Raw genomic sequence first — 25,465 nt, 5'->3', positions numbered from 1 at the left:
CTCCTGAGTCAGGCCACGGCCGCCGCTTTGAGAGTCGGTCGGAAGTCGAAATCAATCTCGTCGGTAATCCCCAGATCCTGCGCCAGACGATGCAGGCCGCTGTAGTCACGCATGATCGTGGCGTTCTTGTTGCTCTCCCGGGTATCGGCAATGATCAGCGCCGCATCCTCGACGCCAAGCTGCGTCAGAATCGCCTCCCACATCGAGTAGTCCTGAGCGACAAAGGCACTCAGCGCCTCCGACAACGTCTGTGCGAAAAATGCCCGCTGAGGTACCTGCATGTTCGCGTACATGACTTTCGCCACTTCAGCGAGAATCTTGCTGTGGGCGTATTCGTCGCGGTTATGCAGCTCTGCCACGCGGCGGTTTTGCGGCTGAATGGTCTGATCGTCGGCCAGCAGATCCAGGTAAGCGTTGACGCTGATCTCGGCTACCACTGCAAAGGTGATCGCCGCCAGGTCGCGCTGCCATTGCTCGGGCAACGTTTCACGCAGCGCGACAAGTCTCAGGTAGGTGACCGACGGCGGCAACTCCAGGTCCTGATCGAGTGCGCGGTCCTCTTTGGTTCGCTCGATGGCACGAAGGTGCATGAGCGTGTGGTAGTGCTCGTCGATCAACGTCTGCTGCATCGCCTCGCGAAAATGCCAGTCGTTTTTACCCAGGTACTGATTGGCGATGACGCTCAGCGCCGGGTTCACAACGTGCTCTTCGGCCGTGACCGTGCGCAGGTTGTAGCCGATCCAGCCCCAGGTCACCACGGTGCTTTTGAGCTCGTCGCTCAGGGCCTGGAATTTCGGGTGATGGAAAAACGGCACCATGCACTCCGGATAATCCGGGCGCGCCGGGTCGAACGCTTCGCTGACCGAGGCCTTGTCCGGCGCGCACACCGTGGCCCTTTTGGTCCAGGCCTGATTGAGCCGAACGACCAGTTGATGATCGACCTTGGCGATCTCGATTGCTGTTTGCATGACGCGATACCTGTAGGACGCGTACCCGCCGTGGGGTACGCCAATGGAATGGTGGGCGACGGATGAATCAGGCCAGCCAGTAGCGGGTCAGGTTTCGCGCCGGGTCAGTGTATCGGCTACGGGCATGGATCATTCGCCAGTTGTCCCAAATCAGCATGCAGCCGTCGGGAATCAGCACCGGCGTGTTGTTCCGAATGAAGTACTCCTCGCCCAGCACCGCGAACTTCGCCAGTGGAGATGAGCTGTTGGCCACCTTCGATTGCTGCAAATCCTCGACGGAAGGATTCACGTCGCCGTAGTGAAACTGGTTGTAGCTGAAGCGGAAAATGTCCCCTTCTTCTGTAGGCGTCAGGATGTACTCCTTGACCCTGGTTTGCGCCGCCTCACCCGGTTTGGCGGTGGCGACGAACTCTACGGGCGTGTCGTCGATCCATTCACGCAACTCGGGCTCGGTGCGCTCCAGGAACCTCAGCAGCTCATACCCGTCTACCAGCCCCGTATGCCCGCCGCCGCATGTCGCTTGTTGGTGACAATGCAGTGCCAGATAACGCGGCGGCGGTCCATAGACCGGCGCTTCGGTGTGCGGGCCGATGCCGTTCATGCTCTGGGAGTACGGCAACGCTTCATAGCCCGGCTTGCGGGTGATCGCGAACGCCGTCTGCCCGTTGAATTGCGGAATGATCCGGCCGAACGCCTGCAACGTGCCGACGACATCGTAGGCAAATTCGCCTGGCGTCAGCACCGTCCAGCCACGGGACGACAATTCATCATGGCGATGGCCCAGTGAAACGTAAGGTGTAGACGCAACAATCCCTTGATCTGACATGGTGGTGTTCCTGGCGGTTTATCAGGCGTTAACGGTTGAGGTGTAAGCGGCAATGAATTCGCGACAGGCGTTGCCCGGTCGATAGCGCTGTTCGTCGATGCTCTGTACGGGGGTGATTTCAGCGGCGGTGCCCGTCAGAAAACACTCATCGAATTCGCCAAGCTCCGTAGGAAGAATCGTGCGCTCGACCACCTGGTAATCCAGCGCACCGGCCAATTCGATAACGGTCTGGCGGGTGATGCCATTGAGGAAACAATCGGGCAGCGGCGTGTGCAGCGTCCGGCCCTTGACGAAGAACACGTTGGCGCTGGTGGCTTCGGCGACGTGGCCGCGCCAGTCGAGCATCAGCGCATCGTGATAACCGTTGTTTTCCGCATCGTGCTTGCTGAGCGTGGCGATCTGATAATGCCCGGACGCCTTGGCCTCGAACGGGCTGCTGCTGGGTGGCGGACGACGCCACTCGGCGGTCTTCAAACGGATGCCGCCCATGTGCCCAGCCGGATCGAAATAGCTCGGCCATTGCCAGCAGGCGATCGCCACGTGCACGCGGTTGAAACGGGCCGAAGTCGAGATCATTTCACTGCCGCGCCACGCCACCGGCCGCAGATAACCGTCGACCACCTTGTTGCGTTGCAACAGTTCATGACTGGCCGCTTCCAGATCGGCCAGCTCATAGGGAATCGCGAAATCCATCAACTGCGCCGAGCGATACAGCCGCTCGCTGTGCTCACGCAGTTTGAAGATCTTGCCGTTGTAGACACGCTCCCCTTCGTACACGGTGCTCGCGTAATGCAAACCATGGGTCAGCACATGCAAGCGCGCCTCGGACCACTCGACGAACTCGCCGTCGAGCCAGATAAAACCTTCTCGCTGATCAAACGGAATGCCGCTCATATCCCTATCTCCTGATGAATTTTCCTACGCCGTTTCGAGCAAGACCGGTATCAATTCGGGCGCTGCAACAGGCTCCGGCTGAAAGAAAAACGTGCGCTCACCAAATGCCGGTCGCAACTCGTCGAACCAGGTTGCTTGCGGATCGAATCGCGCATAGAAGGTGCGCAATACCCACTGCGGATCGCGCGCCTGAAGAAACTGCAACACGAAGACTTTTTCCCCGGCCACGGTCTCGATGCCGTTGATCAAGACCTTCCCGTAAAACGTGCTCATCGATGGCCCGCGCACCGTGCGCGCCAGCCCGGACACCGTTCGGTAAGCCGCCTGGAAAATCTCGAACGCCCGCACCAGCGGCATCGCGAAGTAGTGGCTCGGCCCGGTATCGCGCTCGACAAACATGTAATAAGGCACCGCCCCCAACCGCACGCCCTCGGTCCAGAGCGCCGCCCAGTCGGCGGGGTTTTCGTTGATGTGGCGGATCACCGGCGCCTGCATGCGCAAGGTCGCCCCGGTGGAACGAATGCGTTCGACAGCCTGGCGGGCGATGTCCTGACGGATCTCCACCGGGTGGTTGTAGTGCCCCATGATCGACAGGTGTTTGCCCGCCGCGACGATCCGTTTAAACAGCTCCAGCAGTTCCGGCGCGTCCTTGTCGCTGACAAACCGCTGCGGCCAATACGCCACGGACTTGGTGCCGATGCGGATGCTTTTGAGGTGAGGCAGTTCCAGCAGCGGCTCGATGTACCCCGCCAGCGACCGGGTGTTCATGATCATCGGGTCGCCACCGGTGATCAGCACGTCGGTTACCTCGGTGTGCACCCGCAGGTAATTCACCAGCTCCTGGGACTCACGCGCGTTGAACTTGAGTTCTTCCTCGCCGATGAACTGCGCCCAGCGGAAACAGAACGTGCAGTACGCGTGACACGTCTGACCGGCACCAGGGAAAAACAGCACAGTCTCGCGGTACTTGTGCTGTATGCCAGGCAGGACTTTTCCGTCGAGGGTCACGCCGTTGTGTGTCAGCTGTCCGGCCGGATGCGGGTTCATGCGCAGCCAGATGGCTTCGATCCGACGCTTGATGGCGACGGCGTCATCCCGTTCGATCAGTTGCTTGAGCGACGCGTACTCGTCCGGCAGCAGCATGTCCTTGTGGGGGAAGGTCATGCGGAAAATCGGATCATCCGGAATGTTGTTCCAGTCGATCAGCGTACCGAGCACATATTCATTGGTGCGAAACGGCATGACCCGGGCCACCACCGTCATGGCTTCCTGCAACGCAGGTGTCAGTTTTTGCCAGTACGGCGTGTCGCGAATGGTGCGTGAGTTATAGGGTTTGTATCTTTCCTGCTCCGACAGTCCCTGCATGGCAGCGCTCCTGATGATTGCCTGGCGTGGGCCTTAATGTTTCAAGGGCAAAATGGCCGGCGCTGCGCGCTCTATATCCATCCAGGCCCGGACGCTGTCGCGATCCCATTGCCGGCGCACATACGCCGCGAGCCGCTCAGGCACCCGATCACCATTGGCGACCAGTCGGTTGAGCATGATTGCCAGGTCGGTGTCGGCGATGCTCCAGTCCCCGAACAGGTGATCGGCGCCCTCCTCCAGCAACCGGTCCGCCACAAAGAACAGTCGGTCGACAGCGGCCAGCGCCTCGTCAGACAGGGAGTTATCTTTTTGGCCGAAGTAAATGAGGTCTGCCGGACGCTCTTTGCGAATGACCAGCAGATCACTGCGCAACCACGCCTGGAGCTGACGGGCGCGGGCGCGTTGCTTGATGTCCAGCGGGAACAGTTTTGGATGCCCTGGTGCTATCTCTTCCAGGTATTCGGCAATGGCCGAAGATTCCGACAGCGCAAAACCATCGTGAACCAGCGTGGGGATCTTGCAGGTCAACGAAATATCTTGATAACTCGCCTGATAGTTCTCACGCGCTTTCAAGTCCAGCGTGACAAGTTCGAACGAAAGTTGCTTTTCTTTCAACGCTACAAATGCCGACATTGCAAAAGCACTGACAAAATCTGCGCCGACATACAGTTTCAGCTTCGTACTTTCCATAGAACGCTCCCTTGCTTAACCACAATAATCCGTTGCATTGGAAACGATCGTAGTTAGTTGGTTAAGCGCTGAACAGATACAGAAATTATCTGTTTCTACGGATACAGAACTTCAAAAACACAGCGAGCAGAAACAAAAAAGGGAGCCTGCGAATGCGGACTCCCTGGTGGGTAACAGAGGTGAAGATCGAGCGTGTCAGACCGTGGCGTCTGCCGCATTGGAGAGCTGCGCCATTTGCGGCATGTTGCTCATGTTCAGCATGGCCAGCGGTTCAGTGGTGCTGGTGTTGACGAAGCCGTGCCGGGTCCAGGCCGGCACCAGCAACACGTCGCCAGGGCTGACGTTTACTGCATCGGCATCGCCCAGGGTCAACGCGCCGCTGCCGGACTGAATGATGAACAGGTGCCACCACGAATGCGCATGGCCATTCAGCGACGTGCCCGGTTTCAACCATTGCATGGACACCGCCATCCCCGGCGTCAACTTGCAGCCTTCAGTGTCGTCGGCGTGAGCCAGCGCGACAATATCGACCTCGCTGTCCTTGAGCTGCTGACGCATGCCGGTGAGTTCATCACCTGTCCACACCCGCGCATTGACCGGCGGTCGGTTCAAACTCTGGCGAAAGTCCTTATATGAAAAAAAACCGCCTTTAATGTTATTCATCCGCACACACCGACTTATTATCGACTTTAAGTGACCAGACACTAGGCGAACTATCGATCACTGTAAAGTCGACCAACTAACACTCACAATACCGAAGGCCGCAGTGCCACGATCATGTCAACTTCCACGGCGGCATTTTTCGGTAGCTGATAGACGCCGACAGTGGTTCGGGTATGTTTCCCCGCATCGCCCAGCACATGACTGAAGACATCCGATGCACCGTTGGCCACTTCACTGAGATCAACGAAGTCCGCCGTGCACTTCACGTACACCGTGACCCGTATCAACGACTTGATTTTGTCCAGCGAACCGATGGCATCAACGATCAGTGCCAGCCCGCGCATGGCGCTGATGCTGGCGGCCGCTTGTGCATCCGCCAGGCTGAGTTCCAGCCCGACCCTGCCCGGGTATTGCATTTTGCCGCTCATGCGCGGGACCAGGCCGCTGACGTAGATTTCATCGTGATGCCGCACCAGCGGTGCGTAACGTCCGCCCACGGTGTTCTCGCCGTAGATGTCGTAGTTGAGTTCTTTCGCCAGGGCGATGAACCGTTCGTCACACGACATTTTTTGCTCAATCATTCACTCAACCCTCTTAAACCAATAATGCTTGAAACTTTGATCCCGAAGGCTCAACCCACGGCTCTCGCCGGCGCCGCCAGACAGGTGACTTCGACGCGCGATTCGATCGCCTCTGCCAGCCGCAGCAAGTTGTCGCTGAGCTGCCCGTAGTCTTCGCTGAACAAAACGACGTGGCCGATAAACGACGTGTTGTCCTTCACCAGTGCGGTGACGGAATCACTGAGGCGCTTGGCGTACACCGCCTCGACCAGCTCGATGTCCAGCTCCCGGGCAAGGGATTCGATGTCCGGCACGTAGCGCAAAAGACCACCGGCCGGCGCCCGGAGCAGGCGAATGCCGCAATAGCCGCGGGCAACGGGGTCGTGATGGTCGACCTTGCCTTCCACCGCCCAGCGGACCCAGCGTTCCCATGGATCGAAATCGACAAACGCCAGACGCGCCAGGTCCCAGATGTGCATGCCTCCGGGGCGCATGTTGGTTTCCACCGCCGAGGTCAGGCCGTCGCGGCGCAGGAAGATCTCGTTGTGATAGGCGCCGTTTTCCAGCGAGACCAGTCCGGACATGTGCCGGCCGGCCGCCGCCAGGCGCGCCTGGACGTCAGCCGCCAACGGCGCCGGCACCACTTGCTGGATCTCCGCGCGATAGGCGCCTTCGGTGGTGGTTTTCTCGGTGACCCAAGTGCTGCCCGCGACGTAATCCCAGCTGTATTCCCGGGCGTTCTGAATCAACTCTTCGAGGACGATGCCGCCTTCGCGATAGGGCTTGAGCGCCTGCCAGGCCTCGTCACATTCGGACGGATGATGGATGACCCGGCAACCTCGGCTCGCGCCTTCGCAGGCCGGTTTGATGAAGGCTTTGCCGCCCAGTTCGACCACCCGCTGACGCAGTTCGCCGAGGCTTTCGACACGGGCGGAAAACACCGGACGGTAATCGTCGGGCGCCGTGTCGGTGGCCGCTTCGAGCTTGCGAAAAATCTGTTTGTCCAGCCCCGCCCGCGCTTCGCCGGGGGTAATGCCGGGCAGGCCGAAATGCGTGGCCAACGCGGCACCGAGCAACACGCCACGGTCGGAAAATGGCAGGACGCCGATCAGCTTCCAGCAATCGGCACCGAGACAACCGACCAGCAGATCGACGGAATCGGCGATGTCCTGCGGCGCCATCGAGGCCGTGCAGACGTGATCCGCCACCTGATCGTCATCGGGTTGAATCTGCTCGACCACCAGGATCAGCCTGGCGTTATAGAGCGTCTTGCAGAGGTCGCGCAGCTTCCGGATATCGTGAACCCGGTTGCCGTTGTACCCGACCACTACTACGCATGACGTCGTATTCATGAAGCCTCCGACCTGTGGAGTGAAAAGCGCAAACGCGGTGACTCAGTCGTGCAATGACGCGTTGGATTTACGGTTGAGCCAGTACCAGGCGAGGATGCCGCCCGCGCCGATGGCCGCCAGTACCAAGGCGTTATAGGGCGGTGGCATGACCCGCATGATCAGCACCGTCAGCCCGGCGCCGACGCCCAGGGACACTTCCTTGACGAACATGTTGTTCTGTTTGACGGAGAAGTAATCGAGGTAGCTGAACGCGCACTCGGCGATGGACAGCAGCGCGACCCAGATCAACGCCCCGGCGAGGGTTTCGACGCGGAACGCGGCCGGCGACGAGAGCACGGCGAAGCCGCCGATGATGATCCCGATGACAGCGACCACCTTGAAGCGCCCGGTGCGCTCGATCAGTTTCATCACCGGCACCTGGGCGAACACCACCACGGCGCTGTTGAGGATCAGCATCAAGCCATACCAGGCCGGCAATTCACCGGTCTTGAGCAGGATCGCCTGGGGCAAAATCGAGAACACGCCAAACAGCTTGATGCCCATGATGATGCCGGCGATGACCCACGGCAGCTTGTTGCGCCAGCCGCTGCCATCGTGGGCGACCGGGCTTGCAACCACCGGTTGGGTGGTGAAGGTCGCACCCATGGCGATGGGCAGGCACAGCAGGACGAAACCTGCGGCGCCGAGGAAAAACAGGGTTGGGGTCAGCAGCGGCGAGAGCAGGATCAGCCCCGCCACCAGGCTGCCCATGTTCATGGCGACTCGGTTGTAGGCTGCGCCCTCTTTGGTCTGGGCGGCTTCGCTCTTGATCAGGTAGCCGGCAATGGCAATGCCGTAGGCGAACAACGCCGCGGCGAACATCACCATGCCCTGGTTGCTGGTGACCGCCAGCAACACCAGGCCGAGGGCGGCGCACATCAGCGTAACGCTGAGGGAGCGGCGGCCGAGTACCAGCAACGTCAGCGGTAGTAACAGCAATAGCGCCCGATACCCGAGGGCGAGGATGCTGTTGGTGGCGGTGTCGAGCCAGACGTTGGCCTTGCCCAGAACGGCAAACAGCGACACGGCGGTGATGATCCGGATCGTGAACAGGCGGATGTTGATCACCGGTTTGGCGACGGCGACCGTAGTTTGAACACTCATGCAACACCTCTGGAACCAGCGATTGTTCAGGCGTCCAGCGCGAACAATCAGGAAAGTCTGTAAGGTGATGGTAGAGAGAGTCGCTTGTTTTCATCAGAGCAAGTTCGTATAGAATCAAACGAACTTTACTGCCGGAGAGACCAGTAAAATGCAGGTTCAGCGTGCAGTGATCGCCGCTATCGAGTTCCAGCCGGGTGTACCGCTGGTCCAGCAGATCGTCGATCAATTGTCGGTGGCGATCAGCCAGGGCGGGCTGCCTCACGGTTCGCGGCTGCCACCGATTCGCGAACTCTCCGAGTTGATGAACGTGGGCAAGTCCACGGTGGTGGATGCGCTGGATCGCTTGCGGGCCAAGGGTCTGGTGGTTTCACGCCAGGGTTCGGGGCATTACGTGCACCGTTCCAGTCTCACGCACAAGTCTGATGCCGGCCCGGACCTGCAACCTCAAGACACACTGAGCGTGGTCCGCCGCGCGGTACTGCAGGACAACGGTGCGCTGCGCCCCGGCGCCGGTTTCCTGCCTTCCTCGTGGCTGCCGGCAGACGAACTGTTGAAAGCGGTGCGCGGCACCCTGCGCGCCACTTCCCTGCGCATGGGCGAATACGGCGTCGCCGCCGGTTATCTGCCACTGCGCGAAGCGCTGCGGGTCAAACTGGCGACCTTGGGCATCGAAGTGCCGGTGGACCAGATCATCACCACCGCCAATACCGTGCAGGCCATCGACATGCTGATGCGCCTGCTGGTCAAACCCGGCGACACGGTGCTGCTCGACGACCCGTGTTACTTCACCATGCACACCAATCTGGCGTTGCATGGCGCCAAGGTCATCACCATCCACCGCGGCGTCGACGGCATGGACCTGGACGCCTTCGAGCAATTGCTGATCGTCCATCGGCCCGTGCTCTACATGACCAACAACACCCTGCACAACCCGACCGGGCATTCGTTCTCCCCGGCGCAGGTTTATCGCTTGCTGGAGTTGAGCCACCGGTATGGTTTTCACATCGTTGAAGACGATTTGTATTGCGACATGCAGCAACGAACGACGCCACGCCTGGCGGCGGGCGGGCTGGACAATGTCAGTTACGTGTCCGGTTTCTCCAAGACCCTGACGGCGAACAGCCGTGTCAGCTATGCCGTTCTTTCGCCACAGCTGGCGGCACGGATGGTCACCCTGAAAATGGCCTGCGGTGGCATGACGTCGGAACTGGCGGAGCAGATTATCTGCACGATGCTCAGTGATGGCAGCTACGCCAAACACACCCGGCGCACGGTGGACCGGCTTTACGAATCGAGCAGTCGGGTATCGAACTGGCTGGTCGAGGCGGGTTGTTCCGTTTCATCGCTGCCCCATGAAGGGTTGTTCATCTGGACGCGATTGCCCGACGGGCATCATGCCGAAACGCTGGCGAGGAAAGGGCTGGACATCGACCTGGTGCTGGCGCCTGGCACCCTGCTCAGCAAAGCACCGGATGCCAGTCATTTTCTGCGTTTCAACGTGGCGCACAGCGATAACGTTCAGGTGCGGGAACGGTTCCTTCGGTTGCTCGACGATTACAAAACGTAACCGCTTCACTCCCCCTGTGGCGAGGGAGCTTGCTCCCGCAGGAGTGCGAAGCGCTCCCCCCTCAACTTCTTCTGAAACACCGCATTTACAGGCTTATGCGACTGCTGCGCAGCCGAACGGGGATGAATCCCCTCGCCACATTGACCGTGTCCGACACGGCAGTTGCTGGCGGCATGACATCCACCGCCACCAGATCGCTACGATTGTGATCCTCACCTCCCCCACGCTAACTTCGACCCGTCGCTGCCCATTCAGCGACCGGGCCTGATAACTCGAACACGATGTAGGCACCAATCGGAGTTCTCTTTTATGCACGCCAACAATCCGTTCAAAATTTATGCATCTGTGCCACCTTTCCCCCGTCACCTCCCAACCACAGGAGGTGCCCAATGACCAACCCCCAAGACCTGAAAACCATCGGCCTCACCCCTTCTCCTATCACGCCAACCAACCGCTATTCCGCATCAATCGTGACGTCCCGATAATCCAGGCGCTACACCACGCTTCCGACCTGCTCCATATCGCCAAACTACTTGCATCCGACGCCGCCATGATTCGCGATAGCGACCGGCATGCCTGGGCGTCGCATTTTTTGCAGGATATGAGCAAGGCAATCATCGATGATGTGGCGAAGGTGCTCGATGCACCGTGTAACAACGGGACGTAAATGAAAAAGCCCCGTGCAATTCTTAATACACGGGGCCCTCAGCGCGAAATTCCTCAGTTTTAATCAGATCAACCATTTTTTCTTGAGCGGACCAATAAAATCTTAAGATTTCCAGATCGTCTCGATTTTTTCTTAAATGTCGTGCTCGACCTCAGTACCCGCCATGTCTTGCGCCGCCAAATCAGAATCAGGGATGTCCTGAATTGACGTATTGCGCAACTTGGTCTTGCCTTCGCGTTGAGCCGACATCTCCTCGACTCCCTGCATCAATTCTGCAAACAGGTCGCGCGCGTTCATGAGTCAGTTGCACGCTGCTCAGCTTCATAATGTCGCGTCTGAAAAGGCATAAGCGTTTGAGCCTTCAATCCAAGGCCCTCACTCAACCCCCACGAGACTGCAAGTTCATCACGGCGTCGACGCAGCGGTGCGACAGCCAGCGGTATAACCGCTTGCCTGCATGTTGAATGAGCAAAAAGCTGAAGAGCACTGAGGGCTTCCGAAACGCGGCTATCGGATACGCACGCAAAACGAGTGAACCGCTCAAGCAAGTAGCCAGCGCGTCGAAGCTCTACCTCGTCAGTATGGCAATTCAGAAAGGCCGTAACTTCACTCTCAAGATTCGAACTGGAATACCAGACCGCTTTGGCGGCGTTCACCAGCGCAGCGTCATCTGCTTGATTTAATGGATTCTTGACCAGTGTGTCCAAGGCCGATGAGAGGACGTGGCCATCAACGGGACTCTTCATCCGTACTCTCCAGGTAATCTTCCAGAATTTGAGTTAGAACCGAAGTTGGAGGCTCTTTGTTCCCAACATATACATCAATTGCCTGCAATGCCAGCCGATGGAAATCGGCACTCAGTATGAAGCCGCTCCGCAGAAGCGCCATGACATCGCTAATGTCCTGCTCGGTCGCTCTGCCCAATTTTGAAATCGCAATATCGATCGGTGCGGCAATGTGCACGTACAGAGGGGATTCAATCGGAAACTCCGCGAGCGGAATGCTGCGATCCCAATAATCCTCGTGAATGGGGCCGAAGCTGGTGTTGTATTGGAGGTCATAGTTCAGCTCCATTAGCCGACCTGACTGCTCATCTACAAATTGCTCGGGTATCTGCGCAAGCATGGTTTGAAGGTGAAGCGCTTCAGGCACATTTGCCTCGTAAATCTCTGCGTCGACGTCTGTCGAAAAACGATGATTTGTATACAGGTGAACCGCACAACCACCAAACACGATAATTTTGACTGCCCCGGGTTCTGCGCTCTCGAGTACCAGTTCCGCTTCGAGGGATTTGAACATCGAAATCAAAGCTTGGCCCAATGCTTTGCTCGTATTAACGCTCGGGGTAATTGCGTCCTGCTCTGCCATTGTCGGTCCTCTAATACTCTTGGAGCGTGGCGCGGCGCGCGAGTATTTCTGCCGCTGAATTGCGCACGTCCCGAAGTTAGAGAGGCGACTTCCGACCGACAACCTGAAAGCGGTGTGGGAAGTTTCTGCAGTTTTACAGATTGATAGTCTTCGTCTGTCAGGCCGCCATCGCGAGCAAGCTCGCTCCCACAGGGGGGTTGGCGGCGAACATAAAATTGCGTCAACGCAGATCCAATTGTGGGAGCGAGCCTGCTCGCGAATGGGGTGACACGGTTCACCAAAATTCACCCAATAAAAAACCCCGCGCTTCTCTCGAAGGCGGGGTTTTTCATTACAGCATCCAACGCTTAAGGCGCGTACGTCAGCAACAGCTCGCTCGGCACTTTGAAGTCCAGGGACATCATCACGCTCAACGCGGTAATGGTAAAGATCGAGAACACGAACAGCTTGCGTGCCCAGACCGTGTCATCCACTGCCTTGTAGCCGGTCCAGGCCATGTACAGCCAGTACATGCCCATGGCCGCGGCGACGGCGAGGTAGCTCATGCCGGCGTAGCCGCTGAAGGTCAGCATCAAGGTCGCCACGAGGAAGGCCAGGATGTAGATCAGGATGTGCTTCTTCGCCACTTGAATCCCGCGCTTCACTGGCAGCACCGGAATCGAGGCGGCCAGGTAATCGTTGAAGCGGAAGATAGCGATGGCGTAGGAATGCGGCATCTGCCACAAGCTGAACATCACCAGCAGCGTCAGTGCGGCCATGTCGAAGCTGTTGGTCACGGCGACGTAGCCAATCACCGGCGGCATGGCGCCCGACAGACTGCCCACCAGCGTGCCGTGAACCGACTTGCGCTTGAGGTACAGGCTATAGAAGCCGACGTAGATGACGAAACCGATCACCGCGAACAGCGCGGCCAACGGGTTGGCCACCTTGTACAGCAACGCAACGCCGGCGACACCCAGGACGGTCGCGAAGACCAGCGCCAGTTTCAGGGAGATCAAGCCCTGGACCAGCACGCGGTTCTTGGTGCGTTCCATCTTCAGGTCGATGTCGCGGTCGATGCAGTTGTTGAACACACAACCGGAAGCCACCACCAGGGACGTGCCGATCATGGCGGCCAGGAAGATGGCCAGATCGACATGCCCTTTCGAGGCCAGGAAAAATCCGCCTGCCACTGAAAGCACGTTACCGAAAATGATCCCCGGTTTGGTGATTTGGATAAAGTGCTTCAAGGACATCCGGATTTACCTCACTTCGCCATCATGTTGGTGTGGATGCTGAACATGATCCACAGCGACAGGCCAACCAGCAGGACAATCACGATCGCGGCGAACACAAATGCAATCACGTTGTTACGCTGCGCGGCGGAACGGTCCAGGTGCAGGAAGTACACCAGGTGCACCAGCACCTGGATCACCGCAAACGCCAGGACGATCCACAGGGTCAGCGATTTCGGCAGCGACGGGTACATCACCAGGCCGAAAGGAATGACGGTCAGGATCACCGACAGGATGAAACCGATAGCGTAAGACTTGACGCTGCCGTGGCCGGCGTCGTGGCTATCGTGGGAATGAGCGTTAGCCATTTACATAGTCCCCATCAGATAAACAACGGTGAATACGCAGATCCACACCACGTCCAGGAAGTGCCAGAACAGGCTCAGGCAGCTCAGACGGGTCTTGTTGGTCGCCGTCAGGCCTTTTTTCTGCACCTGGTACATCATGATCGCCATCCAGATCAGACCGCTGGTCACGTGCAGACCGTGGGTGCCGACCAGGGTGAAGAACCCGGACAGGAAGCCGCTGCGGCTAGGACCGAAGCCCTCGGAGATCAACACGTGGAACTCGTTGATTTCCATGCCGATGAAGCCGGCACCGAACAGGAAGGTCATGGCCAGCCAGCCCAGGACCTGGTTCTTCTTGCCCTTGAACAACGCCAGCATGGCGAAGCCGTAGGTGATCGAGCTGAACAGCAGCAGAGCGGTTTCGCCCAGTACGTATGGCAGCTCGAAGATGTCGTGGCCCGACGGGCCACCCGCTACGTTGTTAACCAGTACCGCGTAGGCCGCGAAGATCGACGCAAACAGAATGCAGTCGGTCATCAGGTAGAGCCAGAAACCGAATACGGTCATCTCGCCCGAGTCGTGGTGATGGTCATCGTGCCCATGTCCATCGACATGGGTGTGTCCAGCATTGGTCACTAAGTTCGACATGGTTTAAGCCTGTTCCAACGAGGTTTCAACACGGGTGGCGGTAGCTGGGACTTTCCCGGCCGCTACCAGACGCTTGTGCTGCTCGGCTTCGATGCGCTCGATCACGTCGACCGGCACCATATAGCCTTGATCATCGCGGGCAGCGTGGATCACGAAGTAGCCCACGGTGCCGACCAGACTGATGATGGCCAGCCACCAGATGTGCCAGATCATCGCGAAACCGAACACGGTCAACAGAGCACCCATGACCAGGCCGGTCGCGGTGTTGTTTGGCATGTGGATCGGTTCGTAACGAGCAGGAGCCTGGTACGCGGTACCGTTTTCCTTGGCTTCGGTGAACGGATCGATGGTTTCCGCTTTTGGCAGCACGGCGAAGTTGTAGAACGGTGGTGGCGACGAGGTCGACCATTCCAGCGTGTGGGCATTCCACGGGTCGCCGTGTTCGCACATGTTTTCCGGCTTGTTGCGGTCACGCACGCTGACGTACAGCTGAATCAGCTGGCAGGCGATGCCCACAGCGATCATCACCGCACCGAACATGGCGACGTACAGGTACGGCACCCACTCAGGGTTGGTGGTGGCGTTCAGACGACGGGTCATACCCATGAAGCCCAGTGCATAGAGCGGCATGAACGCGACGAAGAAGCCCGAGATCCAGAACCAGAACGCTGCCTTGCCCCAACCTTCGTGCAGCTTGAAGCCGAACGCTTTAGGGAAGTAGAAGCCGAAGCCGGCGATGTAGCCGAATACCGCGCCGCCGATGATCACGTTGTGGAAGTGAGCGATCACGAACAGGCTGTTGTGCAGGACGAAGTCCGCACCCGGGATGGCCAGCAGTACGCCGGTCATGCCGCCGATGGCGAAGGTCACCATGAAGCCCAGGGTCCACAGCACCTGGCTGGTGAAACGCAGACGCCCTTGGTAAATGGTGAACAGCCAGTTGAACAGCTTCACCCCCGTCGGGATCGAAATCAGCATCGTCGCCAGACCGAAGAAGGCGTTGACGCTGGCACCCGAACCCATGGTGAAGAAGTGGTGCAGCCAGACCATGAAGCCCAGGATCGAGATCGCGCCCGATGCGTAGACCATCGAGTGGTGGCCGAACAGACGCTTGCCGGTGAAGGTCGAGATGACTTCGGAGAAGATCCCGAACGCCGGCAGAATCAGGATGTAAACCTCAGGGTGACCCCAAGCCCAGAACAGGTTGACGTACATCATCGGATTGCCACCAAGTTCATTGGTGAAAATGTGGAAATCCATGTAACGGTCAAGCGTCAGCAGTGCCAGGGTAGCGGTCAGGATCGGGAACGAAGCCACGATCAGGACGTTGGCCCAGGTGCAGGTCCAGGTGAAGATCGGCATGTCCATCAGCTTCATGCCAGGGGTACGCATTTTCAGCACGGTGGCCAGGAAGTTGACCCCCGTCAGCGTCGTACCCAACCCGGAAAGCTGTAGCGCCCAGATGTAGTAGTCCATCCCCACGCCCGGGCTGTATTGCAGGCCCGACAACGGTGGATAGGCAACCCAGCCGGTCTTGGCGAATTCGCCGACGCCCAGGGACAGGTTGATCAGCACGACGCCGGATACCAGCAGCCAGAAGCTCAGGGAGTTCAGGAACGGGTAGGCAACGTCACGCGCGCCGATCTGCAGCGGCACTGCCAGGTTCATCAGGCCGGTGAAGAATGGCATCGCCATGAAGATGATCATGATCACACCGTGAGCGGTGAAGATCTGGTCATAGTGTTCAGGCGGCAGGTAGCCAGGCGAACCCTCGGTGGCCATGGCCAACTGGGTACGCATCATGATGGCGTCGGCAAAACCGCGCAGCAGCATGACCATGGCAACGATGATGTACATCACGCCGATTTTCTTGTGGTCGACCGAAGTCAGCCACTCGGACCACAGGTAGGTCCACTTCTTGAAATAGGTGATTGCAGCGAACAGCGCCACACCACCGAGCGCGATCATGGCGATGGTAATCATCACGATCGGTTCGTGGAACGGGACCGCTTCCCAACTTAATTTACCAAACATCGTTTACTCCTCTGCCCCGGCAGCTGAATGCGAGTTCATGTCCGTAGCGGCCACTTCTTTCTCTTTCTTCTCGTGATGCACCGGCTTGCCCGGTTTCATACCTTCGTACTTGTCGACGATGATCTGGAACAGGTTCGGCGTGACCGAGGAGTAGAGCTCGACCGGGTTGTTCTGGCTCTGCTTGGCAAGCGCTGCGTATTCAGCCTGTTCAAGCTTTTTAGGTGCCTTTTTGACTTCACTTACCCAGGCGTCGAATTCTTCCTGGGTCGTTGCGGTCGCTTTGAATTTCATGCCAGTAAAACCAGCGCCGCTGTAGTTGGCGGAGATACCGTCCATTTCAGCGTTCTGGTTGGCGATCAGGTGCAGTTTGGTCTGCATGCCGGCCATCGCGTAGATCTGGCCGCCCAGCGCCGGGATGAAGAACGAGTTCATCACGGAGTCCGAAGTCACCTTGAAGTTGATCGGCGTGTGCGCCGGGAACACGATCTTGTTGACGGTGGCGATGCCTTGCTCCGGATAGATGAACATCCACTTCCAGTCCAGCGCGACCACTTCAATGGTGATTGGCTTGACGTCGGATTCCAGTGGCTTGTAAGGATCCAGCGCGTGGGTCGACTTGTAGGTGACATAACCCAGGGCAATGATGATCAGCACCGGAACAGCCCACACCGCGATTTCGATCTTGGTGGAGTGCGACCACTTCGGCGTGTAGACGGCGTCAGTGTTGGACGCGCGGTATTTCCAGGCGAACAGGAACGTCATGACGATGACCGGAACCACGACCAACAGCATCAGCAGCGTTGCGGTGATGATCAGGTTTCGCTCATCCAGGCCAACCTGGCCCTTGGGATCGAGCAAGGTCATGTTGCAGCCTGACAGCAACAACGTGCCGATCAGCGGCAATAAGCCTAGTAGTCTGGGGTACCTGTTTTTACTCATCTCACGACCTCTAAAGCAGCTTGCGCAATGCAGTTGGGTTTTGATCGCCAACACTTCACCCTGCCAAGGGTTGGCATTTTCTTGGATTGAATAAGGGCTGCCCGTCGCGCGTCAGACGCTGCTCGACAAATCCTGGGCCAGCGGTGAGTTCTTATTCGAATTCGTGGTCAAAGGCCTTGTTACAGACCAATTCCATTTGGTGCGGATAGTTGGAAGGCACCGACACCAGAGGAGCCGCATGAAGCCATCCGGCTTCTCGACGTCCTATTGCTGCTCATGCACCTGAGTCAGGGTGAGCAGTGCCGGGAATTCAGTGCGGGCGATTGTAGATATGTAACGATTCATAAACCATGTCTCATCCCGAAATAATTTTTATCCAATCCAGCAACAATCCTTGACGGTTTTTGCAAAAGTGCGCCATGTTATCGAAATTGATTCTCAACAAAAACACCAAAAATAGTAGGTCTACCACCCGCAGTTCAGACAGTATCGGAGGCTCTGCGCTCCCCTTCGACCCTGCCCAAGCCCCCATGCGACAAGGGCTCTGGCAAATCGCCAGGGCCTGTTAAAACTGCCTGTTCCGGGTTGAGAGGATCGAAATTGGCAGAGGCACCAAAAGACCAATTTCATTGCGTCGACGTGCACCAATCCGGCCCCCTGAAATGCCTTGCGACACTCGCGCTGTGACAACATGTCGCACACGTGTCGCACCCCTCGTTGCCACACATCACGAACTTTTAACCCGGCCTCTGAAATGCAAAACGCCCCGACCCTCTCAACGAGGACCGGGGCGTTTTTTTGTGTCACGCGGCGATGTGGCGAATGACCTCAGCGCAGCGCCTTGCGGTTACGCGAAGTGAGCAACGGCACCAGCACCACCACCAGGACAAACGCGATCAACGCCCACTGCGCCAGCGACAGACCGAGGATCGGCGGGTACGGCGTGGAGCAGAAGCCATCGACCTGGAACCCCAGCGGGAAAATCTTCGCCAACGGCAGGCCATCGACAATCGGCTGAAGCACATCGATGCCGCAGCTGACCGCCGGATAGAACTGGGTATAGACGTGATGCCCGGCCACCCCGACGCCTGCCAGGGCGCAGATCACCACCAGGGTTTCAAACACCGTGATGCTGCGGCGGGTGCGCATGGCTGCGCCGATGAACGCGAAGATGGCGATCAGCAGCAAGGCATAGCGTTGCAGGATGCACAGCGGGCATGGCGCCTCGCCCAACACAATCTGCATGTACAGCGCGCCGCCGATCAGCGCCAGGCAGATGATGCCCAGCAACACCAGATAGCGCCGCTCACGGCCCAACCGCATCGTTTCCTCGCTCATTGCGTTTCCCTTCTAGATATCGATTGACCGGAAGTCTACACGCTGGCCCGGACCTTGGAGAGCCCGGGATGCGCGGAATAGATGTCGGGAAATAAACGATAAGGCGGTTAAGAAGGGATTAAATTCGAGCAATTTCCAGAGTTTTGAATAAGCCAACGGGCCCTTTCGCGAGCAAGCCCGCTCCCACATTCGATCTCCATTGAACACAAGGTTTGTGTTCAACATAGAACCAGTGAGGGAGCGGGCTTGCTCGCGAATGCGTTCTATCAATCGCCGTAGATATCGGACTTGAAGTACTTGTCCGAAATCTTCTGGTACTCGCCGCTGGCGCGAATACCGTCGATGGCCGTGTTCAGCTGGCTGACCAACTCGCTGTTGCCCTTGCGCACCGCAATCCCGGCGCCCTCACCCACGTATTTCGGGTCCTTCAGCTCCGGGCCGGCAAAGGCATAACCCTTGCCACGCGGCATCGACAGGAAGTCATTCAGCGGGATGGTGTCGGCAAAAATAGCATCGAGCCGACCGGCCGCCAGGTCCATGTAGATCTCTTCGTTGTTGCCGTAGCGCTTGACGTTGATGCCCTTCGGTTCAAACACCTCGGTGGCGTAGCGGTCGGTGGTGGTGGCACGCTGCACGCCGACGGTTTTGCCTTTGAGGCTGGCGTACTGGTCATCGACGACCGCGCCTTCCTTCATCACCAGACGCGATGAAGTGAAGTAGTACTTGTGGGTGAAATCCACTGACTTCTTGCGGTCTTCGTTGATGGTCATCGACGACAGCGCCATGTCGATTTTCTTCACCTTCAGGGAAGGAATCAGGCCATCGAACTCACCTTCGACCCAGACGCACTTGACCTGCATCTGCGCGCACAGGGCATTGCCGATGTCGTAGTCGAAACCGACGATTTCGCCTTTGTCGGTTTTGGACGCGAACGGCGGGTAAGCCGCTTCGATGCCGATGCGCAGGGTTTTATCGGCGGCGAACAAGGTGCTGCACGCCAACAGGCTCAGGGCCAGACCGGTGATGAGGGGGAATTTCTTCATGTTCGTTCTCTCGCGGGTTGTTGTTGGTTTGGCAAGACAGAAGAAAGAGCAGAAACGGGGGGAACGCCTTTTTTGTACTTATAATTCCATACTGGACTTTTATGTATCAGGCGTCAATTGGGGGAAATCGCCGGGCGATAGTCGGGAGGTGGGTCTGGAGGATATTAGGTGTTGCGGATGGCCTCTTCGCGGGCAAGCCCGCTCCCACAGGTGTTGTGGCGTTCACATGATGTGTGCACGGCGCAATACCTGTGGGAGCGGGCTTGCCCGCGAAGGCGTATTTGAACGTACCGACCAAAGTTACTGCTTCCAGCGATCCGCCGCCGCATGATCGCTGTCACGCCCCTCAACCCAACGCGCGCCATCGCTGGTGTTTTCCTTTTTCCAGAACGGCGCACGGGTTTTCAGGTAGTCCATGACAAAGGCGCAGGCGTCGAACGCCGCCTGACGGTGAGCGCTGGCGGCGCCGACGAAGACGATCGGCTCGCCCGGTTCCAGAGCGCCGATGCGATGCAGCACTTCCAGCTTGAGCAACGGCCAGCGTTGCTCGGCCTCGGTGGCGATCTTGCCGAGTGCCTTCTCAGTCATGCCCGGGTAGTGCTCAAGAAACATCCCCGCCACATCGAGCCCGTCATTGAAGTCGCGCACGTAGCCGACAAAACTCACCACCGCCCCGACACCGACATTGGCGGCGTGCATGGCGTTGACTTCGACGCCCGGATCGAACGCCGTGGATTGCACACGAATGGCCATGGTTCAGCCCCCGGTCACGGTCGGAAAGAACGCCACTTCGTCGCCGTCACTGACCGGTTCGTCGAGTTGGCAGAGGTCTTCGTTGCGGGCGCACATCAGGTTCTGTTCGCTCAACACATCGGCGCCATCACGCTTGGCCAACAGCGCGCGAACGTCATCGACCGTGGCGAAGTCACCTTCAACCTTCACCGAGTCGACGCCCAGTGCTTCTCGATAACGAGCGAAAAACTTCACGGTGACGTTCATGGCTGATCCGCCTGGAAATGGCCGCTCTTGCCGCCGAGTTTCTCCAGCAGGCGCACGCTTTCAATGGTCATGCCGCGATCGACGGCCTTGCACATGTCATAGATAGTCAGCGCCGCAACGCTCGCGGCGGTCAGCGCTTCCATTTCCACGCCGGTCTGCCCGGACAACTTGCAGCGCGCGACGATGCGCACGGTGTCGTCACCTTCAGCGCTGAGCTCGACTTTGACACCGGTGAGCATCAGCGGGTGGCACAGAGGAATGAGGTCGCTGGTTTTCTTTGCCGCCTGAATGCCGGCGATGCGCGCCACGGCGAACACATCACCCTTGGGATGGCCGCCGCTGACGATCATCTGCAGGGTTTCGGGCAGCATGCGCACCAGCGCCTGGGCCGTCGCCTCACGGAACGTCACGGCTTTATCGGTGACGTCGACCATGTTGGCGCGACCTTGGGAATCGAGATGAGTCAGCACAGGGTTACTCCTGATCAAGAGCTTCGATTGTAAACCTGTGGGTCAAATTTCCGCACGCACGATTGCAATGTCTTTGTAGGAGCAAGGCTTGCCCGCGAAGGCGGTGTGTCAGGTGGATTGATATTGGATGTGCCGCCGTCTTCGCGGGCAAGCCACGCTCCCACAAGGTTTTGCGACAAGCACAAAAAAACCGGGCGGCTTTGAGGCCGCCCGGTTTTGGTGAGGCGATTACAAATGCGATTCGGCGTATTCGGCCAGAATCGAACGCGGCACCCCTTGCAGGGTGATGTGGACGCCGTTCGGAAAATCCTTGAAACGTTCAGTCAGGTAGGTCAGCCCGGAGCTGGTCGCGGACAGGTAAGGGGTGTCGATCTGCGCCAGGTTGCCCAGGCACACCACTTTGGAACCGGCGCCAGCACGGGTGATGATGGTTTTCATCTGGTGCGGCGTGAGGTTCTGGCATTCATCGATCAGGATCAGGCTCTGCTGGAAGCTGCGGCCCCGGATGTAGTTGAGGGATTTGAACTGCAACGGCACTTTGCTGAGGATGTAATCGACGCTGCCATGGGTGTTTTCGTCATCCATGTGCAAGGCTTCGAGGTTGTCGGTGATGGCGCCCAGCCAAGGCTCCATTTTTTCCGCTTCGGTGCCGGGCAGGAAGCCGATCTCCTGGTCCAGCCCCTGTACGCTGCGCGTCGCGATGATCCGGCGATAGCGCTTGCTGACCATGGTCTGCTCGATCGCCGCCGCCAGTGCGAGGATGGTTTTACCGGAACCCGCTGCCCCGGTCAGGTTGACCAGGTGGATATCCGGATCGAGCAAGGCGTACAGCGCCAGGCTCTGATAGATGTCACGCGGTTTCAGGCCCCAGGCTTCCTGGTGCAACAGGGGTTCCTGATGCAGGTCGAGAATCAGCAGCTTGTCTTCGTCGATCTCCTTGATCCAGCCGACAAAGCCCTGTTCGTCGATGATGAACTCGTTGATGTGCACCGCCGGCAGGTTGTCGATCATTTTCACCTGATGCCAGGTGCGACCGTGATCCTGACGGGTTTCGACATCCTTCACGCGGTCCCAGAAGGAGCCGTCCATGGTGTGGTAACCGTTGGGCAGCAACGATACGTCGTCAACCAGTTGGTCAGTGCTGTAGTCCTCGGCCGCGATCCCGCACGCACGGGCCTTGAGGCGCATGTTGATGTCTTTGGTGACCAGCACCACGGGCAACTTTGGCTCGCGCGCGTGCAGGTCGATCAACTGGTTGATGATGATGTTGTCGTTCAGGTGTTCGGGAAGAATGATGTTCGGTTCGGCACGTTTGCTCATCAGAATTGACAGCAAACCCTTCGGCCCACTTTTGCCACGCTGGATCGGCACACCCAGTTCAACGTCTTCAGGGCTGGCATCGCCCAGGGTCTTGTCGATCAGGCGAATCGCCTGACGGCATTCCGCAGCCACGCTGTGATGCCCGCTCTTGAGCTTGTCCAGCTCTTCAAGCACGGTCATCGGGATCGCGACGTGGTGTTCTTCGAAGTTCAGAAGGGCGTTTGGATCGTGAATCAATACGTTGGTATCGAGTACATAAAGGATTGGCTGGTTGGAGGAAGAACTACGTCCGTGATCATCCATACTCGGTCACCTTTGTGGGAGCCATTCGACGCAATACCTTGGCGGTGCTGCGCCTCGAAGTGACTGCCGAATTCACCTGTGATGATTCAAGTGAACTGCTCACAAAATGGGTCTTGGGAGACGCCACCTGTGTTGCAGGTTTCGGCGGTCTGTCTTCGTAATACTCCAAAACCTGTGACAGAAAAAAGCACTTTGACGCTTTTTTGAAGTTTATTTTTCAGAGTGACGAATAGCCCTTGGCGTGCAGGCAATGTGCCGTTAAAGTCGGAAGTCCGCCTGCATCGAATTCTTGCCTGAAATCACCCCTCGCCCAATGTTTACGGGGTTTTCCCGTTTCAGCGAAACCCGTCCTGACAGTCCTCCCAACCGATCCCGCTGGGCGCCGTTTGCGTAATGAGCCAAGGCATCGCCGTTTTCACGCCATCCTGCTTGATGTTGAAGTTGATCACTCCGTGCCGCCACAACAGCATCAGGGTCAACACCCGCTGCGCACTTTGATTGGCCTTGAGCTTGCCCGCGCCGTCCTGGGCATCGATGTCCCACAACGCCACCTGCAAGCCCTGGGATCTGAAGAAGCCTTCCGCGTCCGAACGGCGCTGGCCATCGGGCGGACGGAACAGCGGCACGTAGTTCTCCGGCAATTTGCTTCTGACCAGTTCGGCGCTGCGCCGCACCGAGTCCTGCCAGTCCTGCCAGTGGCTGTGGGAGCGGAACTCCCAGCCTTGCACGCCGATGCACTGCGCGGCGTAAGTGGCCTGCAGGCTCGCCACTGAGCGCTCGCCCAGGCGCGCCTGAACATCCTTGCCGAGGACAAAGAACGTACCCGTCATGTTGGCCTTTCGCAGGTACTCGGTGACCCACGCCGTGTTGTCCGGCGCGGCATTCGCGGCGCTGTCGAAGGACAACAGGAACAGCCGGTCATGCATCGACTCGCCGTTGCGCTCGTAGTCGCCAAAACGATCGACTTCGCTGCTGGTTTGCGGAAACAGCGCAGCCTTGCGCAACTGCTCGTCGAGGTACTGCGCATGGAACAGCCGGCTCGGTTCAGCCCACTTTATGTAGTAGCTGTCTTCGCTGACCTGAAACTTGGCGGCTTGCTCGCGCAAGGTGGCCATGTCTTCGACCAGGAAACAGAACGAGGCATCCTGATCGCAGCTCTGCTGGGCGAAGTTGTAGTTGGTCAGCAGGCGTTGCCACAGGCGCTGACGCAGGTTGTTGACCGAATCCAGATTGATCGTGCGCAGGCCCAGGCGCTGGGCCAGGCTTGCCTCGTCCAGCGATTCACTGGCCAGCAGCACGCGAGCGAACATCAGAATCTCAGCGCGCGAGGCGACATCGAACAGCGTCGGACTGCTGAGCTGTTCAGGCCAGGTGCTGCGATCAAGTGTCGCCACATCGCCCGGCGCCGCCACGGCACCGAAACTCAACAGCCAGGCCGAAAAAAGAAAAACGATACGCAATGGGATGTCTCCATAACAAAACCCGCGCGGCACTATAGCTGATCCGACCCCGACTCCCGCAGCAACACTGATCTACTGTGGGAGCGGGCTTGCTCGCGAATGCGGTGGCTCAGCCAACATCATGGGTAACTGATACACCGCTTTCGCGAGCAAGCCCCCACAGGTTTTGTGTATAGACACCGATCATCACCTATGGACGTGATAGCTGGAGTCAACACCGACAACCCCCTAGAATCGCCCCCACGATTAAAGGAGACGACTTCATGCTGATGGTGATTTCCCCCGCCAAGACCCTCGATTACGAAACACCGCCGGCGACCCAGCGCTTCACCCAACCGCAATACCTCGACCATTCCCAGGAGCTGATCCTGCAGTTGCGCGACCTGACGCCAGCGCAAATCAGCGAGCTGATGCACGTCTCCGACAAGATCGGCGGGCTCAACGCCGCGCGTTTCGGCAGCTGGACCCCGGCGTTCACACCGGAAAACGCCAAGCAGGCATTGCTGGCGTTCAAGGGCGACGTTTATACCGGGTTGAACGCTCAGACCTTCAGCGAAGCCGATTTCGATTACGCCCAGCAGCATCTGCGCATGTTGTCCGGCCTGTATGGCCTGTTGCGTCCATTGGACCTGATGCAGCCGTATCGCCTCGAAATGGGCACCAAACTGCCCAACGCCCGCGGCAAGGACCTGTATGCCTTCTGGGGTACGCGGATCAGCGAATGGTTGAACGAAGCCTTGGCTGACCAGGGTGATGACGTGCTGCTGAACCTGGCGTCCAACGAGTATTTCTCGGCGGTCAAACGCACGGCCTTGAAGGCTCGCATCATCAATACCGAGTTCAAGGACCTGAAAAACGGTCAGTACAAAATCATCAGTTTCTACGCGAAAAAAGCCCGGGGCATGATGAGCCGCTTCGTCATCGAAGAACGCATCAACGACCCGGCAGCCCTCAAGCAATTCGACGTTCAGGGCTATCGATACAGCGCTGAGCAGTCAAAACCGGACAATCTGGTGTTTCTGCGCGATCACGCTCCCGAGTAACGCACCCGATCGGTGCACGACAACCCATTTTTTCGTCGTGCACCGACGTCCGATCGTCCAACAATTTCCCGCCCGAATCGCCAACCTCTTGGCGTCAAAAAACCAACAGTCGCTTTTCTAACTTTAGTTTCACTCGACTTCGATGATTTTTTTCAGTAGTGGCACTGAAATTTTTTATCGGTAGTGGCACAAAACTATCTTTCTTGCTTATCGCCCCGTGTAACAAGGGTGAGACAGCAAGTGC

The 25,465-nt window shown here is 58.2% G+C and carries 26 protein-coding genes and 1 pseudogene; 3 read left to right on the top strand and 24 right to left on the bottom strand.

What is annotated here, in order from left to right; genetic code table 11:
* Positions 1–8 precede the first annotated feature (8 nt).
* The 9 genes from J2Y86_RS22835 to J2Y86_RS22795 all read right to left on the bottom strand — a co-directional run bounded on the left by J2Y86_RS22835 (position 9) and on the right by J2Y86_RS22795 (position 8,461).
* Entirely contained in the window at positions 9–968 is a 960-nt protein-coding gene (locus J2Y86_RS22835) for a diiron oxygenase (protein ID WP_253436754.1), read from the bottom strand.
* Between the two features lie 67 nt (positions 969–1,035).
* Positions 1,036–1,794: a TauD/TfdA family dioxygenase gene (locus tag J2Y86_RS22830; RefSeq protein WP_253436722.1), complete on the bottom strand. Its 759-nt coding sequence runs from the start codon at positions 1,792–1,794 to the stop codon at positions 1,036–1,038.
* A 21-nt stretch (positions 1,795–1,815) separates the two neighbouring features.
* Positions 1,816–2,688: a branched-chain amino acid aminotransferase gene (locus tag J2Y86_RS22825; RefSeq protein WP_253436719.1), complete on the bottom strand. Its 873-nt coding sequence runs from the start codon at positions 2,686–2,688 to the stop codon at positions 1,816–1,818.
* A gap of 24 nt (positions 2,689–2,712) precedes the next feature.
* Positions 2,713–4,053: a KamA family radical SAM protein gene (locus tag J2Y86_RS22820; RefSeq protein ID WP_253436716.1), complete on the bottom strand. Its 1,341-nt coding sequence runs from the start codon at positions 4,051–4,053 to the stop codon at positions 2,713–2,715.
* A 33-nt stretch (positions 4,054–4,086) separates the two neighbouring features.
* Positions 4,087–4,743 (bottom strand): glutathione transferase, encoded by a 657-nt coding sequence (gene yfcF, locus J2Y86_RS22815; protein ID WP_253436713.1) that lies wholly within the window; start codon positions 4,741–4,743, stop codon positions 4,087–4,089.
* A gap of 195 nt (positions 4,744–4,938) precedes the next feature.
* On the bottom strand, positions 4,939–5,406 hold the full coding sequence (locus J2Y86_RS22810; protein ID WP_253436710.1) for a cupin domain-containing protein: 468 nt from the start codon (positions 5,404–5,406) through the stop codon (positions 4,939–4,941).
* A gap of 83 nt (positions 5,407–5,489) precedes the next feature.
* Entirely contained in the window at positions 5,490–5,987 is a 498-nt protein-coding gene (locus tag J2Y86_RS22805) for a RidA family protein (RefSeq protein WP_017340366.1), read from the bottom strand.
* A gap of 50 nt (positions 5,988–6,037) precedes the next feature.
* A complete protein-coding gene (locus J2Y86_RS22800; protein WP_253436707.1) occupies positions 6,038–7,318 on the bottom strand; it encodes an ATP-grasp domain-containing protein in 1,281 nt (426 codons plus the stop codon).
* Positions 7,319–7,360: 42 nt separating this feature from the next.
* Positions 7,361–8,461, bottom strand: coding sequence for a hypothetical protein (locus tag J2Y86_RS22795; RefSeq protein WP_253436704.1), 1,101 nt, complete (start codon positions 8,459–8,461; stop codon positions 7,361–7,363).
* Positions 8,462–8,609: 148 nt separating this feature from the next.
* Between J2Y86_RS22795 and J2Y86_RS22790 the strand changes: the two genes are divergently transcribed.
* Positions 8,610–10,028 (top strand): PLP-dependent aminotransferase family protein, encoded by a 1,419-nt coding sequence (locus J2Y86_RS22790; RefSeq protein WP_253436701.1) that lies wholly within the window; start codon positions 8,610–8,612, stop codon positions 10,026–10,028.
* Positions 10,029–10,417: 389 nt separating this feature from the next.
* Positions 10,418–10,695 (top strand): annotated as a pseudogene (locus J2Y86_RS22785) (DUF3077 domain-containing protein).
* Between the two features lie 132 nt (positions 10,696–10,827).
* On the opposite strand, the gene J2Y86_RS22780 reads toward J2Y86_RS22785, so the two are convergent.
* From J2Y86_RS22780 to J2Y86_RS22710, 15 genes are all read right to left on the bottom strand, one after another.
* On the bottom strand, positions 10,828–10,992 hold the full coding sequence (locus J2Y86_RS22780; protein WP_253436697.1) for a hypothetical protein: 165 nt from the start codon (positions 10,990–10,992) through the stop codon (positions 10,828–10,830).
* Positions 10,989–11,441: a hypothetical protein gene (locus J2Y86_RS22775; protein WP_214380770.1), complete on the bottom strand. Its 453-nt coding sequence runs from the start codon at positions 11,439–11,441 to the stop codon at positions 10,989–10,991. Before J2Y86_RS22775 ends, J2Y86_RS22780 begins: the two co-directional genes overlap by 4 nt.
* Positions 11,425–12,063, bottom strand: a complete 639-nt coding sequence (locus J2Y86_RS22770; protein WP_253436693.1) for a DUF6036 family nucleotidyltransferase — start codon at positions 12,061–12,063, stop codon at positions 11,425–11,427. The genes J2Y86_RS22775 and J2Y86_RS22770 overlap by 17 nt, the downstream gene beginning before the upstream one ends.
* A gap of 347 nt (positions 12,064–12,410) precedes the next feature.
* On the bottom strand, positions 12,411–13,298 hold the full coding sequence (gene cyoE, locus J2Y86_RS22765; RefSeq protein ID WP_017340372.1) for a heme o synthase: 888 nt from the start codon (positions 13,296–13,298) through the stop codon (positions 12,411–12,413).
* Positions 13,299–13,309: 11 nt separating this feature from the next.
* On the bottom strand, positions 13,310–13,645 hold the full coding sequence (gene cyoD / locus J2Y86_RS22760; RefSeq protein ID WP_084320724.1) for a cytochrome o ubiquinol oxidase subunit IV: 336 nt from the start codon (positions 13,643–13,645) through the stop codon (positions 13,310–13,312).
* On the bottom strand, positions 13,646–14,272 hold the full coding sequence (locus tag J2Y86_RS22755) for a cytochrome o ubiquinol oxidase subunit III (RefSeq protein WP_253436690.1): 627 nt from the start codon (positions 14,270–14,272) through the stop codon (positions 13,646–13,648).
* A 3-nt stretch (positions 14,273–14,275) separates the two neighbouring features.
* Positions 14,276–16,306: a cytochrome o ubiquinol oxidase subunit I gene (gene cyoB, locus J2Y86_RS22750; protein WP_253436687.1), complete on the bottom strand. Its 2,031-nt coding sequence runs from the start codon at positions 16,304–16,306 to the stop codon at positions 14,276–14,278.
* 3 nt (positions 16,307–16,309) lie between these two features.
* Entirely contained in the window at positions 16,310–17,245 is a 936-nt protein-coding gene (gene cyoA, locus J2Y86_RS22745; RefSeq protein ID WP_253436684.1) for a ubiquinol oxidase subunit II, read from the bottom strand.
* Positions 17,246–18,073: 828 nt separating this feature from the next.
* Positions 18,074–18,583 carry a disulfide bond formation protein B gene (locus J2Y86_RS22740; RefSeq protein WP_032828589.1) on the bottom strand — a complete coding sequence of 170 codons (510 nt, stop codon included), beginning with the start codon at positions 18,581–18,583 and terminating at the stop codon, positions 18,074–18,076.
* Positions 18,584–18,849: 266 nt separating this feature from the next.
* Positions 18,850–19,626, bottom strand: a complete 777-nt coding sequence (locus J2Y86_RS22735) for an ABC transporter substrate-binding protein (RefSeq protein WP_253436681.1) — start codon at positions 19,624–19,626, stop codon at positions 18,850–18,852.
* Between the two features lie 300 nt (positions 19,627–19,926).
* A complete protein-coding gene (moaE, locus tag J2Y86_RS22730) occupies positions 19,927–20,379 on the bottom strand; it encodes a molybdopterin synthase catalytic subunit MoaE (protein ID WP_253436678.1) in 453 nt (150 codons plus the stop codon).
* A 3-nt stretch (positions 20,380–20,382) separates the two neighbouring features.
* A complete protein-coding gene (gene moaD / locus J2Y86_RS22725) occupies positions 20,383–20,625 on the bottom strand; it encodes a molybdopterin converting factor subunit 1 (RefSeq protein ID WP_214380762.1) in 243 nt (80 codons plus the stop codon).
* Positions 20,622–21,095 carry a cyclic pyranopterin monophosphate synthase MoaC gene (gene moaC / locus J2Y86_RS22720; RefSeq protein ID WP_253436675.1) on the bottom strand — a complete coding sequence of 158 codons (474 nt, stop codon included), beginning with the start codon at positions 21,093–21,095 and terminating at the stop codon, positions 20,622–20,624. The genes moaD and moaC overlap by 4 nt, the downstream gene beginning before the upstream one ends.
* Before the next feature lie 228 nt (positions 21,096–21,323).
* Positions 21,324–22,718, bottom strand: coding sequence for a PhoH family protein (locus J2Y86_RS22715; RefSeq protein WP_253436671.1), 1,395 nt, complete (start codon positions 22,716–22,718; stop codon positions 21,324–21,326).
* Positions 22,719–23,053: 335 nt separating this feature from the next.
* Entirely contained in the window at positions 23,054–24,178 is a 1,125-nt protein-coding gene (locus J2Y86_RS22710; protein WP_253436668.1) for a polysaccharide deacetylase family protein, read from the bottom strand.
* A 263-nt stretch (positions 24,179–24,441) separates the two neighbouring features.
* On the opposite strand from J2Y86_RS22710, the gene yaaA reads away from it, so the two are divergent.
* On the top strand, positions 24,442–25,221 hold the full coding sequence (yaaA, locus tag J2Y86_RS22705; RefSeq protein ID WP_253436665.1) for a peroxide stress protein YaaA: 780 nt from the start codon (positions 24,442–24,444) through the stop codon (positions 25,219–25,221).
* The last annotated feature ends 244 nt before the right edge of the window (positions 25,222–25,465 follow it).

It is taken from the genome of Pseudomonas migulae (assembly GCF_024169315.1).
GTDB classification, from domain to species: domain Bacteria; phylum Pseudomonadota; class Gammaproteobacteria; order Pseudomonadales; family Pseudomonadaceae; genus Aquipseudomonas; species Aquipseudomonas migulae_B.
Note: the sequence above shows the minus strand (reverse complement) of the source record. Positions and strands in the feature narration are given on the sequence as shown.